Origin of the sequence: Paraperibacillus marinus, assembly GCF_046237605.1 — a bacterium.
Classification (GTDB): domain Bacteria; phylum Bacillota; class Bacilli; order Bacillales; family DSM-1321; genus Paraperibacillus; species Paraperibacillus marinus.
The window spans coordinates 3,182,205-3,195,779 of record NZ_CP143542.1 but is presented as its reverse complement, the minus strand read 5'-3'; the positions used below and the strand labels follow the sequence as shown (position 1 = coordinate 3,195,779).

Here is a 13,575-nt window from a genome sequence, read left to right as displayed (position 1 = left end):
TCAGCATTGAACATAGGGACTCATCATTTTTTGCGGCTATAGGGGGGAGACAGGTGGAAAGAAGACATCGGGTAAATACGTTTATTTTGTTTTCTGTTGTTTTTGGAGGATTTCTGATTTTTGGGCTTTCCGAAAATGTTAAAGGACCGGCGCTGCCAAAAATGCAGGCTGATTTCACCCTGAACGAATCACAGCTGGGTATTCTCCTGGCATTGAATTCCCTTGGTTTTTTGCTGGCATGTTCATTTACCAGCCGCATTGCGGATAAAGTGGGTATTAAGTGGACCGGTATCATCGCCTTCACGACCATGGCTGCAGCAGGTGTGGCGATGTTTTTATCCAAAGGTTTCATGGCTCTGACAGCCTCTTATTTTCTTTTATATGCGGGAAATGGAATCCTTGAAATTGGCCTTGGCATCATGGCGGCACGCATTTTTGTCAGGAATACCGGGACGATGATGAATATCGCCCACTTCTTTTATGGCTTGAGCTCAATCGGTGCCCCTGTCATCGGCGCCTCCATGATGGGCTGGGCATATTCTGGAGAAGAATTTGGCTGGAGAGGGATGTATCTGGCTGTCTTGTCTCTCTCGCTGATGCCTGCAATTCCGGCATTGTTCGGAAAATTCCCCGAACAGGATATGGAGGAAGGAGAAAAAGCTTCGGTCAGCAGCCTCGTCCGGGATCCCATCGCCTGGCTTATTGTCGCGGTCTTAACCTGCGGGACGGTATCTGAAATGGGGATCGGCAGCTGGCTTGTCTATTACCTGGAAAATTCCTATCAATGGAGCTTGAAGGATGCATCCGGGATGCTGTCGCTGTTTTTCCTTTTCTTTACGATTACCAGGCTTATTGCCGGACCGGTCATTGACAGGATCGGATTTTCTCTTTCAATCATGATCTTTTCTGCCTTTTCAGGGCTGTGCAGTCTGGGCGGCATCCTGGCAGGCGAGGGTGGAGCCATTCTCTTTGCGCTGGCTGGGATTGGCATAGCACCTATTTACCCCACTGTAATGGCTCTTCTCGCTAAGCGCTATGTAAAAGGGATAGGGAGTGCCATTACATTTACGGTAACCCTGCTGGGTGTGGCAAGCGTGCTTGGCAATCTTGCCATCGGCTTCATGATCGACTGGGCAGGCAAGGTTTACGGTGAGGCAGCAGGTCTTCAGGCTGGATACGGCTTTGTGGCCATTCTCTCCCTTTTGTGCACAGGATTCTGCTTTATCATGCACCAAAAGTTAAAAGCGGTTCCTAAAGAAATCAGCTGTTAAACCTTGGAACCCTCGCCTGTCTTTTTACTGACAAAAGAACCTGTCACTATGGTAAAATATTGAAAAACGGGGGACTGTGGAATGTTAAAGGCGAACGTGGATTCTGTTACATCCATATCAATACTAGACGATGCTCATGCAGTAGAATTGTTTTCATTGATTGACAAAAACAGAAATGCCCTTGGCGAATGGCTTTCGTTTCCGGGATATACAAAGGATGTGAGTGATACGGAGGCGTTCATCCGAAGGTCAATGGCCGGGTTCAATGAGGGCGGCGGCTATTGGGCCGGCATATGGCATGAAGGGAAGCTGTCCGGCTCTATCGGATATCTATATATAGACAGGAAAAATAAGAAAACGGAGATAGGCTACTGGCTTGGGAGCGAGTTTGAAGGAAAAGGGCTTGCAACAAAAAGCTGCCGGCTCCTGATACAGAATGCATTCGAAAAGCTTAAACTCAATAAGGTTGAAATCAACGCAGCGGCTGCGAATCACAAAAGCAGGGCCATCCCCCTCCGGCTTGGATTCAAGGAGGAAGGCACCATCAGGGATTATGAGCTGTTGAACGGAAAGTACCTTGACCGCACTTTTTATGGATTGCTGAAGGATGAGTACTTTGAACAAGCTGAGGGTTGAGGAAAAGCATGTACATATGAAGTACATAGAGGCCGGCTTCGGGAATAAATGGTTCCTCAGGACTGAAATGGAACTTAGGGATGGCTCGGAGTATGAGGAACGGGGGGAAGGGGGCCGGTCAGGCTCCGCTCGGTTTACATCAGGTTCTGGGTGGTATACAGAATCTGGATATTGGATTCAAGGGAAGGCATTAAACGTTCGCAGAAGCCTCGGAAAAGGTTCAAGGCAGTCATTGGCCTGACAAGTCTTTGACCAGAAATTAATAGATTAAAAGGCCGTTGAGCCAATACAGAGCAGTCATCCCGCTGCATTAGATTCGACACCGCAGACAAAATCTGACGGTGTTTTTCTGTGGGAAAGGGGCGGAGCTGATGAAGCTTCCTTCAGTTAGGTGTAAACACCATCTATCTTCTTGCATTCCTGCCTGCGCCTTGCCCCGCTCCACCGCCTTATTGTGTTAGTCCCTGCTCTTGTCAAGGTTCCTTTCCATGCATGAGCTGCGAGCAGAAAACTCATGTTTGTTTTCTGTATAACAGATTCATAAATCTTATTCGACTAACAAGCAGGCAAACTAGATATACAGCATTATATTTGCTATAGTTAAGTATAAAAGACTTTTAGTATATAAAAATCATAGGAAAGTAGGAAAAAGTGTGGGATTCAAGAAGAAGCAATATCTCGGGCTGGGCTTGACCGTCTTTTTTATGCTCCTATTATTGTCTGTTATCCTGATGATGATGAGTTCTATCAAGGCCAGCATGCTAGAGATTGTGCAGGATCGTTATCAGAAGGTGAATTATACAACCGAGATCAGGCAGAAGCTGTATCAGAAGGACCGCGACCTGCTGAGACTGTTTTCCGGGGAAAGTGCGGAAAAAACGGCCGGCACAGAATCCGCGAAAGACATACCTGCCATGCTATCCCAGCTGGAGCAGTCAGCCAACAGGGAAAAGTCAAAGGCGATGATAGCTGATATCAAGGGAGCATATGAAAACTACGCGCAGATGGAGAACAATATCCGCAGCGGAGCAGCAGGCAAAACCAGCCTGTCAGAGCTGCGCGGAATGTACAGCAATGAAACGGAAAACCGGAACAGCTTATTCAGTAAGATTGATGAGTTCAAAGCCTACCAGGAAACACTGATGAATGATTCTCTCGCTAAAGCAACCGACACCTATAATCAGCTGGTGACAGCCCTGATTGTGGTCGTGGCGATTGCGCTGGTATTGATTGCCGGTGTCATGCTGTGGGTCATTCAGAGCACCATCCGCAATATTAATTCCATCACGCACGTAATAAAAAATGTCGACTTTAATAATCTGTCTTCCATTCCACGGGTTCCTGTCAAGGCAAGGGATGAAATCGGGGATATTGCCCTGGCCTTCAACTCGATGGCTTCCTCCATCGAGTCCTATAATGTGAAGGAAATGAAATACACGGCTGAGATCAAGGAACAGAACTGGATTGAATCCAATTCAGTCGAAATCGTGAACCTATACAGCCGCTATGTTTCCGTCAATGCGCTTGCGGAAGAGTTCATGAAGAAGCTTGCGCCTGCCGTCGAGGCGAACCTCGGTGCGTTCTACTTGAAGGATGATTCTGAAGGGGAGTATGTATACAGGAAGATTGCTTCCTATTCCGACCCTGAAAGAGCAGCGGGAAGGCAGGTATTTAAACCTGGCGAAGGAATTATCGGTCAGGCAGCAGCCGAAAAGAAAGCCATCCTCCTTGATGATATACCTGATGATTACCGGATGATTTCAACCGGCCTTGGAGAGGCGGCGCCTAAAAGCATTCTGATAGCGCCTGTCCTGCTGAAGGAGGAAGTGGTTGCTGTCGTAGAAATCGCCAGTCTTAAGCGATTCACCCCTCCCCAGCAGAAGCTGGTCGGGAATGTTCTGGACACTCTCGGAATGGGCATTACCAATATCGCAGGCAGGATGGAAATTGAGCGCCTGCTGATCGAGTCACAGGCCCAGACGGAAGAGCTTCAGGCCCAGTCGGAAGAATTGCAGTCGCAATCTGAAGAATTGCAGGCGCAATCCGAGGAACTGCAAATGCAGACAGAAGAGCTGCGGATGACAAATGAACAGCTTGAGGAGCGGTCGATCGAGACTGAGCTTAAGTCCAAGGAATTGGAGAAAGCGAAGGAAGAGCTTGAACAGAGGGCAAAAGAACTGCAGATGAGTTCAAAATATAAGTCAGAATTCCTGGCGAATATGTCACATGAGCTGCGTACCCCTCTAAACAGCATCCTGCTTCTGTCGGAAATGCTGACAGATGAATCGGATGAAGCCCCTGCAGAAGAGCAGAAGGAATTTGCAAGAGTTATCCATTCTTCCGGTCAGGATCTACTGAACCTGATCAATGATATCCTTGATCTTTCTAAAATTGAGGCAGGCAAGCTCGAGATCAACTTTGAAGAAGTATATCTGAATGAATTCTTTGACAGGCTGGAGCGTAATTTCGCCCAGACAGCCAAAAATAAAAACCTGGACTTTAAAATAGATTTCAACGGCTCTGTGCCGCCAATTATTTATACAGATGAACAGCGGCTTGAGCAGATTTTGAAAAATCTTCTTTCCAACGCATTTAAGTTTACGGAGCGGGGATCGGTCTCCATCAAGGTAAGTGAAGCTGCAGAAACGGAAATCAGAAGACTGCCTCTTGCTGGATCTGTAGAAACCTGGGTGAAAATCTCTGTAACCGATACAGGAATAGGCATTCCACAGGATAAGCAGTCCATGATCTTTGAAGCCTTCCAGCAGGTGGATGGAGCCATCATGAGGAAATATGGCGGAACCGGACTCGGACTTTCCATTACAAGAGAATTCTCTCAGCTGCTGGGTGCAGCGTGCACTGTCGACAGCAGAGAAGGGGAAGGAAGTACATTTACGCTGATCATCCCAAATCTTCCTGAAGGTCTGCCGCAGCTTGCCGAGGAAGAGCTTGCACAGGCGGAAGCAGCCTCTGCTCTTGAGACAGCCGCTGCGTCTGCTTCAACGATTGAAGCGGAACCGGCTGCTGAGGTTAAGATCCATGAGGCAGAACCTCCTGAGGAAGAAGATGAGACTGCTGTATTGAAGAGAAAAACGGTATTGGTCGTGGACGATGACCATCGTAATATATTTACACTGAAGAATCTTCTTAAAAAAGAAGGAATGAACATCATCACAGCGGAAAACGGGGTAGAGTGCCTCGATAAGCTGGCAGATCATCCTGGCGTCGACATTATCCTGATGGATATTATGATGCCGGTTATGGACGGCTATGAAGCCATCCAGAGAATAAGGAATATGGACGACACTGTAAACTCCATCCCTATCATTGCATTGACTGCCAAAGCCATGAAGGGCGACCGCGACAAGTGCCTGGAGGCGGGGGCAACCGATTATATCAGCAAGCCGCTGAAAGTGGACCAGCTTCTTTCCGCCATGCGTGTGTGGGTGTCATGATTAAGTACTATCAATAGGGGATGAGTATGAATACAGAAGAACTGGAGCTGGACCTTTTATTGTCAGCAGTATACCGGCTTACCGGGTTTGATTTCAGGCAGTATATGCGTTCTTCCCTGATGCGCCGGATTCAGAACCGGATGAATATGGAACGTCTGAAGAGCATCACTTCCCTAACCGAGAGGATCATCCATGATGAACTGGTTCTCGCCAAGGTATTAAGCGATTTTTCAATCAATGTCACAGAAATGTTCAGGGACCCTTCCTTTTTCAAGAGCTTCAGGGAAGAGGTGGTGCCCATGCTTTCAAGCCTTCCGGAAATCAGGATTTGGCATGCCGGCTGTTCCACAGGGGAGGAAGCTTATTCGATGGCTATCCTCCTTCATGAGGAGGGCCTTTCTACCCGGGTGAAGATCTATGCCACCGACATGAATGAGATCGTCTTGAAAAAGGCTGCTTCCGGAACCATGCCGCTTCAAAAAATGCAGCAGTATACAAAGAATTACATGGCCTCCGGCGGTAAGAAATCCTTTTCAGAATACTACACTGCAGACAGTGAGCGTGCCTATATCGATAGCGCATTGAAAGACAAAATCATTTTTGCCCAGCATAACCTGGTAACTGATGGGTCTTTCAATGAATTCCATGTGATCATCTGCCGGAACGTCTTGATTTACTTTAATTTGGAGCTGCAGCAGCAAGTGCTGCAGCTGTTCAGTGAAAGCCTGGCCCCGCGGGGATTCTTAGGTCTTGGCAGCAAGGAATCCATCCGGTCGGATGGATTGGACTTTGAAAACTTCAATATGCAGGAAAAGCTATTCCGCAAAAAAAGCAGAAATCCTTAAAATGGATTTCTGCTTTTTATATGCCTGTTAAGTTGCCTGTATCAGCACCGCGCACATATCATCAAGGGCGGCTTCCTGTTGTTCCTTTGTCAGAATGGCATCGATTGGTTCAATATCGCCGGCATTCTCAAGATACACTGAAGAGGCTTTCCTCAGGAATTCTTTCCCCGCATCATCATATTTGTCTACCGCCTCATGAACTCCGTCCGTAAATAGATAAAGCTGCAGAGAATCTTCATAGCTGATTACATTTTTCCGGATGTTCATATCCTCAAAGAATCCGATGGCACAGGTATGGCTTGCCAGGTCCACAGGAGTATGCCCGTTAATCAGGGCAAAACCGCTCGGATGGCCGGCATTAATATATTCAACCTGCCGTTTGGATGTATCCACAACTAAATAAAGGGCTGTGAAATAATATGGGATTTTTGGGTTATGCAGATTGAGAGAGTTCATCCAGCGGTTCAATTCATGAATGACAAACTCTGGATCGGGGTTATTGCGAATAGAGTCACGCAGGACAGATGAGATGAACATACAGACAAGAGAAGCTGAAATCCCATGGCCCATCATATCGAGCTGAATGACAGCATAGCGGTTTTCGTCAATTTCATACCAATAGTATAAATCCCCGGCCAGTTTAAAAACAGGGATATAAGAAGCTTTGATGACCAGATTTTCTTTCTGGACAGCCCTGCTCAACAAGCTCGTCTGGACCTGCATGGAAAGTTCCAGTTCGGTCCGGATTTTTTCATCCTGCTTTTTGTGCCAGTTTTTTTCATATTTAAGCCGGAGGGCTACCCTGATCCTTGCCAGAAGCTCCGTTTTATTGATAGGCTTCATCAAGTAATCCATACCGCCGGCATCCAGGGCTTCAACAACTTTTTTGGAATCTTCCAGCGCCGTGACAAAAATGATCGGAATATCTTTCAGGTGATCACATTCCTGCAGTCTCCTGCATGCTTCAATCCCGTCAATTTCAGGCATCATGATATCCATCAGGATTACGTCTACCTGCTCTTCTATTATAAAAGGTTTATCAGATTCCAGATATGTAAACATGTCCTGCGCTGTGGTGAAAGACAGGAGGTCGGTGTATCCAGCGCGGTTAAGCAGCTTTTCAATCACAAATAAGTTGGCTTCATTATCATCTACAAGCAAAATGGCCATTTTTCTTTCCCTCTTCCATTGGTCTAAAAGTCTATGTGTATTAGTGAACATGTTTATTTACCCTTTGTCAAAGAATTGAAACCTAAATTAGAGGAGAAAAAGGGCGGGAAAGGAATTATTTATAGTGTGAATTTACAGGTATAGGAGAATAAAATGGAAAAAATTAATAGGCTGATTTCATATGTGGATGAAATAAAGCAGCTGAATGGCAGTTCGGCTGCCGCCCTTAGGGTTATACATAAAGGATCTGTGGTCCTGGATCACTACAGCGGAAGCTCTCCGGGAAAGGAGAGGCCAATCTCCCAAGCCTCTCAGTTCCATGTTGCTTCAGCCAGGAAAAGCTATCTTGCTCTTGCACTCTCGTATGCAATTTATGAAGGGAAAATTGGAAGTCTAGATGACGCTGCAGCCCTTCATTTTCCCGATATGAATCAAAAGTTATTAGAAAAGACGGCAATCAGGCACCTCGCCACCCATACACATGGTCTGGACGAACGGGATGGGGAAATATACAGGGAGTTTGCTGCCGGTACAAACTGGTCTTACACGAATACCGGAGTCAAGATGATTGCAGAGCTGATTCATAAGGTCTATGGCAGGCCGTTCACCCTGCTTCTCAAGGAAAAAGTATTCAATGCATTGGGCTTTAGGGAAACTGGCTGGAGGACAGATCCAAACGAGGATATGGTAGAAGTTATCCTGAAACCAGGTGAAACTGTTCTTCCAATCGGAGGGACGGATTCCGGAATGGAGGGGAATTTGTTTGTATCCGCACGTGAATTTGCCGCCTGGGGATATCTTCATCTGAGACAGGGCTTCATGAAGGGAAAGCAGATCATCCCAAAAGAAGTAGTGGATGTGGCTGTTTCGTTTCAAAGTCCTCCCGGGCTCAACAGGGACCTGCCGGAAAACGGAATTTTCTGGTATGTCCAAAAGAAGGGGACTCTTTTTAGTGAGCTAGGAGAAAAAGTCCCGGGGGGCTCTTATCAGATATTAGGCAACACCGGTCCAACTCTTTTAGTGATACCCGCCTATGATCTGGTAGTGGCAAAGATGTATAACAAAAAGTATAACTTTGGCGGAGACCGGTATCTTCATTATCTTAGAGAATTCAGCAATCTGGCAGCAGAAACATTTGCCCCCGGTTAAAAAATTTTTTTTCACTTATGAGTGATCCATTTGGGCTGTCGTATGCGTTTACTCTTTAAGAAAGTCTGAAAAGAACGGACAGCATTCTGAATGGAGGTAAAATAAATGAAAGCTTTGAAACCCTGTCTGGCAGCTGCCGGCATCGCCCTGCTTCTAACAGGATGCCAGGATCAGAATGCTTCATTCATGAAAACTGGCGGAGCCGGGGCAAATAATATAAAACCGGTGGAAGTGAAGAAGGAAGAAAAGCCGCAGGATGAAGTTTCAGAAGATCCTGTGTTCAAGGAATTCAATCTGCTGAAAAAGGAGACAAAGGACTACATCAATAAGCGGATGGAACTGGAGAGGACGGCAATGGCTTCCGGTGAAGGGCTGGAACCATCCCGGATCATTATTCCGAGCATCAAGGTTGATGCAAAGATTGAGAGAGTGGGGCTCCTTGGAAACAATCAGCCCGATGTTCCGAAAGATGATAGAAATGCAGCCTGGTTTGAGCCGGGAACCAAGCCTGGCCGTATCGGGAGTGCCGTAATTGACGGACATGTAGACAATAAATCAGGACCTGCTGTCTTCTTCAGGCTGAAGGAGCTGAAACCGGGGGCCGAAATCATCCTGTTGGACAAGAAGTCCAAGAAAATGGTCTTTTCTGTTGAAAGAAAAAAAAGCTATCCTTATAATGAGGCACCGATAAAAGAGATTTTCGGAACAAGGGATAAAGCGAGACTGAACCTGATTACGTGCACAGGGCTGTATGACCGCTCTACCAATAACCATGAAAAGCGACTGGTTGTATACAGCAAATTAAAAACGAGACCCCAGCCGGAAAAGATCCTGCCGCTGCCTGAGGCACCTGCCGATACATCCATAAACGGCAGCCTCCTCACATGGCATGCTGTTAGGAAGGATACCATAGCAGGCTACAGGATTTATGAAAAACTTCCCGATGGAGAACTGAAAAAAATAAAAAGCATCTCTACCATGCAGCGTAAAAGCTATACACTTCCCGAATCATCAAAAGCCGATTATTTTGTCGCCTCAGTCGATATATATGGTCAGGAATCCAAACACACTCCTTTCACAAGACCATAAAAAGGCCTGCCGAAAATAGCCTGTATTCCATGCGTGCGCTTCAGGATGACAATCCTGCAGTCATTGTCCTGGGGCAGGCTATTTTTCATGAGACCCTTCCACCGGACCGGGGAGGATCACCGTAAGCAGTGCGCCCATCCATTAGAGGATAGCACCCTTTGAAGGAAATCCAATAAACGAATATCTCCCTGTTATTGAAAAAAAGGAGTTGATGAACTAGTAAATAAACGGAAATTTCTCGCTTACTACAAGGAAAAGAGATCCTTTCAGCGGTTTAAAATCACTGAGGCGGAAAACTATTAATATTTATTTAAATCTAGTTCTTCCAGTAAACAGAATTCCTCCGGCAATTTTGGGACCGAATCATAAAAAAAAGATGGTTTAAAATAAGTCAAACAAAAGTGATCCACTCCGGCAATCACTCCGTTTACTTAGTGTAAAAAATATAAATAGAAAGAAACTGAAACAAATTCTTTGAAAGAATTTTTACAAAGAGTGATCCAACTTTCAAAGTGTTCCGTTTACTTAGTGTAAATGGAAAAGAGAAAGAAGCTGCCATAAAAAATGACTGGCGAAAGTGATCCAAACTTTTCATCCGAGCGTTTACTTAGTGAAAAAAGAGAAAGCGGCCGCTGAAAAATCAGAATATTGAAAAAACGGCAGGACCGCCAGCTGCGTGATAGGAAGATTTATGAACTGCATACTAAAAACAAAAGAGGAGAGATTCTATTATGAAAGTAAATCCAAACTTTAAAAAACTCGCTGCCCCGGTACTTGGAATGACCTTATTATTCCCGGTTGTGGGTAACGCAGCAGCACCGGCTCCTGCGGTAAATACACCAGCTGTAGATTTACGGGCATCGTTGGACCATTTATTATCTGAACATTTTGCGCTTGCCTTCAATGCCATGACCACTACCTATGAAGGATCTGAAGCAGCTAAAGAAGCCATGAAGGCACTGAATCAAAATGCGCTGGATATGACGCCGGCTATCGCCTCGCTGTATGGAGAAAAAGGAGCGGCTGAATTTGAAAGAATCTTTACAGCTCACAATGATGCCACAGATGATTATGCAATGGCCGTCAAAGCTGGAGATGAAGCTGCGGAGAAGCAGGCAGACATGGAAGTGGATAAGTTCATTAAGGATTTCTCGGCATTTCTTGCCACTGCGACAGAGGGGAAACTCCCGCAGCAGGCAGCCGAACAGGCTTTGAAAGCACATGAAGATATGGTTCAAAAATCATTTGACCACTATGTGGATGGAGATTTTAAGGGAAGCTATCAGACCTATCGGGAAGGCTTCAAGCAAATGTTTGATATAAGCAAGGCGCTATCAGGAGCGATAGCAGCCCAGATGCCAGAGAAAGTCAAAAATACTACTCCTGATACACCAGCAGGCGATTTGAGGTCAGCTTTAAACAGACTGGCATCGGAGCACTTTGCCCTTGCCACGATGGAAATGCAGAAGGAATATGGGGGCGCCAAGGATTTTGATTTCGTTAACTGGGCACAGGATGCCAATACAGCAGATTTTAAAGCAGCCATTTCTTCCATCTATGGAGCAGAGGCAGGAAACCAGTTTGTAAATGTCTGGCAGCCTAATCACATAGATGCGCAAAGTGATCTTGTACAGGCAGCTAAGAAAAAAGATGAAAACGGACGGATGGAAGCAGAAAACAGGATGAAGGAATTCTCCAAAGAATTTGGAACCTTCCTTGGGACGGCAACGGGAGGAAAGCTCCCTGAAAAAGCAGCTCAGGATGCGGTACTTGCCCATGAGGAGAGTGTAATTCAGACTTTTGATTCAGCTGTCACAGGAGATTATGCGGCTGCCTATCAGTCATGGAGGGAAGGATACAAAGCTATGTTTGGGGTCGGCCAGGCACTTGGCAATGGCATTGTAATGCAGATGCCTGATAAATTTGCTTCAACAGCGATGCCAGGCAAGATGCCACAGACTGGCGGCGGCGGCGCAAGTGAAACAACAGGATCCGAAACGCCGTGGATGGAAGCTTCCCTGACAGCATTGCTCGCTTTCTCGGCTGCGGCAGTTATCAGAAGAAGAAAGCTCGGCCAATCCAAATAACTCTGGATCAAAAAGGAGAGCGGAAGCTCTTCTTTTTGCAGTGGAATAGGAAGTCAAAAATAATTATAGAGTTAGACTCTTTTCAGTGGAAAAGGGGCGGAGCTGATCATGAAGCTTCCTGAAGCTAGGTGTAAACCTCATTTATCTTCTGGCATTCATGCCTGCGCCCTGCTCCGCTCCGCTCCACCGCCTTATTCTGTTTGTTCCTGCTCTTGTCCAGGTTCCATTCCATGCATGGGCTGCGAGATGAAAGCTCATGTTTGTTTTCTATATGAATAAATTAATAAATGAAATCACCTGCCTATGAAGATAAAGCAGGTATTTTCTCACATGTACGATTAAATATGTTGGAGGATTAATAGCATGGCAGTTTCTCAATATGAAAAATTCAGTTCAAAAATCCTGACCTTTGCCCTGATTGGGCTGCTGGTTTCCTGTGTTCCGGTTATCTTTATTGCATCTGCTTTTGGAATTGTTTCGGTTAAGTCAGCCTTAATGCTTACAGCGGCGGCTGTACCATTAAGCGGGGTGGTGTATGCGGTATACCGGAAAGCTTATAACAGTCCAAAGGGAAAATACTATATTTCTGCCATGACATTCATCGTGTGTCTTGTATTTTTGTGGTTTATCCCATCACATGAAACATGGGGTGCTGTACCCCTCTATCTTATCCTTTCATTAATTTACCTGAATACCAGGGTTATTTTCGCTGCAGGAATATACGCATTGGCAGTAGAGACTGTACATGTGCTCTTTAATCCTTACTTTCAAAAAAGCCCGCTTGATACCATTGTCATGTATGCCATCATCTTGATGATAGGTGTGGCAGGATATTTCATAACCCTGATGGGCAGCCGGATGCTTGCGGATGTAAAAACAGGAGAAGAAAGGGTATCAGCACTGCTGAATGAAGTCAAGAGTTCTGCAGGATCGATCGAGGAGTATAGCAAAGACTTGAACCAACATGTCATGCAGACCAATGCCATTTCCAAAGAGTTGTCAGAAGGCTATCAGGCTATCGCAAGCGGTGCCGAAACTCAAGCTTCAGGCATCCTTGGAATCAATGATAAAATACTCGAGACCAATCAATTCATCCTCGGCATAACCGGACATGCTTCCCTTATGAAGGAGTTATCGCTGCGGACTTCCACTGTGACAGAACAGGGAAGCGGCTTTGTATATAATGTCCGGAATCAATTGAATGGCATTTATGAAATCCAGAAGGCGACTGTGCAGGAGATGGATGCACTCGTTGATAAAACAAGGAGCATTGGGGAAATTGTGGATGCTATAGAAGAGATTGCATCTCAGACAAACCTCCTTTCCTTGAATGCTTCCATCGAGGCAGCAAGGGCAGGGGAGTACGGCCGGAGCTTTGGAGTAGTGGCTGCTGAAATCAGGCTGCTGGCCGGAAGTGCCGATGAATCAGTGAAAAAAATTGCGGAGTTAATAAAAAATATCCAGGGACAGACACATTTAGTCTCATCTCAGATTGAGAGAGGTAATGAAGGAATTCAAGACAGCCATAAGGCAGCCACTCTTGCCTTGAACCAATTTGCCCAAATTACAGAAAATACAGCCCATGTCGTCTCGAAGGCAGGCGAGATACAAAGCATGCTCCAGGATTTAGAGGGCGTTTCAAATTCGATTGGCATGGAACTTGGCACTGTATCAGGTATCACAGAGGAATCCAGTGCAGCAATTGAACAGATGAGTGCCGCACTGGGTCTGCAGACAGAGCGGATCGAAGACATCAGTTCCAGCTTTGGGAACCTGGAGGATATGATAGAAAGTTTGAACAAACTCACCCGGGAATCAGACTAAAAATAAAAAGAAATCATAGGCTGCTGAGGCAGCCTTTCTTTTTGTAATA

General features: G+C 45.9%; 10 protein-coding genes and 1 pseudogene. 10 read left to right on the top strand and 1 reads right to left on the bottom strand.

What is annotated here, in order from left to right:
* The first annotated feature begins 53 nt into the window (after window positions 1-53).
* The 6 genes and pseudogenes from V1498_RS16105 to V1498_RS16080 all read left to right on the top strand — a co-directional run bounded on the left by V1498_RS16105 (window position 54) and on the right by V1498_RS16080 (window position 6,207).
* Window positions 54-1,271, top strand: coding sequence for an MFS transporter (locus V1498_RS16105; protein WP_409294692.1), 1,218 nt, complete (start codon window positions 54-56; stop codon window positions 1,269-1,271).
* 81 nt (window positions 1,272-1,352) lie between these two features.
* Window positions 1,353-1,907, top strand: coding sequence for a GNAT family N-acetyltransferase (locus V1498_RS16100; RefSeq protein ID WP_409294691.1), 555 nt, complete (start codon window positions 1,353-1,355; stop codon window positions 1,905-1,907).
* Window positions 1,879-1,971, top strand: a pseudogene (locus V1498_RS16095) (hypothetical protein); the annotation flags it as partial. The gene V1498_RS16100 and the pseudogene V1498_RS16095, both read left to right, overlap by 29 nt.
* 86 nt (window positions 1,972-2,057) lie before the next feature.
* Window positions 2,058-2,159 carry a hypothetical protein gene (locus V1498_RS16090; protein WP_409294690.1) on the top strand — a complete coding sequence of 34 codons (102 nt, stop codon included), beginning with the start codon at window positions 2,058-2,060 and terminating at the stop codon, window positions 2,157-2,159.
* 401 nt (window positions 2,160-2,560) lie between these two features.
* The gene (locus V1498_RS16085; RefSeq protein ID WP_409294689.1) at window positions 2,561-5,362 is read left to right on the top strand and encodes a response regulator; all 2,802 of its coding nucleotides are present in this window, start codon (window positions 2,561-2,563) and stop codon (window positions 5,360-5,362) included.
* 26 nt (window positions 5,363-5,388) lie between these two features.
* Window positions 5,389-6,207, top strand: a complete 819-nt coding sequence (locus V1498_RS16080; RefSeq protein WP_409294688.1) for a CheR family methyltransferase — start codon at window positions 5,389-5,391, stop codon at window positions 6,205-6,207.
* A gap of 27 nt (window positions 6,208-6,234) precedes the next feature.
* Here V1498_RS16080 and V1498_RS16075 read toward each other — a convergent pair whose 3' ends face one another.
* Window positions 6,235-7,377: a PP2C family protein-serine/threonine phosphatase gene (locus V1498_RS16075; protein WP_409294687.1), complete on the bottom strand. Its 1,143-nt coding sequence runs from the start codon at window positions 7,375-7,377 to the stop codon at window positions 6,235-6,237.
* A 153-nt stretch (window positions 7,378-7,530) separates the two neighbouring features.
* Between V1498_RS16075 and V1498_RS16070 the strand changes: the two genes are divergently transcribed.
* The 4 genes from V1498_RS16070 to V1498_RS16055 all read left to right on the top strand — a co-directional run bounded on the left by V1498_RS16070 (window position 7,531) and on the right by V1498_RS16055 (window position 13,526).
* On the top strand, window positions 7,531-8,526 hold the full coding sequence (locus V1498_RS16070) for a serine hydrolase domain-containing protein (protein ID WP_409294686.1): 996 nt from the start codon (window positions 7,531-7,533) through the stop codon (window positions 8,524-8,526).
* A gap of 105 nt (window positions 8,527-8,631) precedes the next feature.
* Window positions 8,632-9,615 carry a sortase domain-bontaining protein gene (locus tag V1498_RS16065; RefSeq protein WP_409294685.1) on the top strand — a complete coding sequence of 328 codons (984 nt, stop codon included), beginning with the start codon at window positions 8,632-8,634 and terminating at the stop codon, window positions 9,613-9,615.
* 731 nt (window positions 9,616-10,346) lie between these two features.
* Window positions 10,347-11,702, top strand: coding sequence for a copper amine oxidase (locus V1498_RS16060; RefSeq protein ID WP_409294684.1), 1,356 nt, complete (start codon window positions 10,347-10,349; stop codon window positions 11,700-11,702).
* Window positions 11,703-12,065: 363 nt separating this feature from the next.
* On the top strand, window positions 12,066-13,526 hold the full coding sequence (locus V1498_RS16055; protein ID WP_409294683.1) for a methyl-accepting chemotaxis protein: 1,461 nt from the start codon (window positions 12,066-12,068) through the stop codon (window positions 13,524-13,526).
* Window positions 13,527-13,575 lie beyond the last annotated feature (49 nt).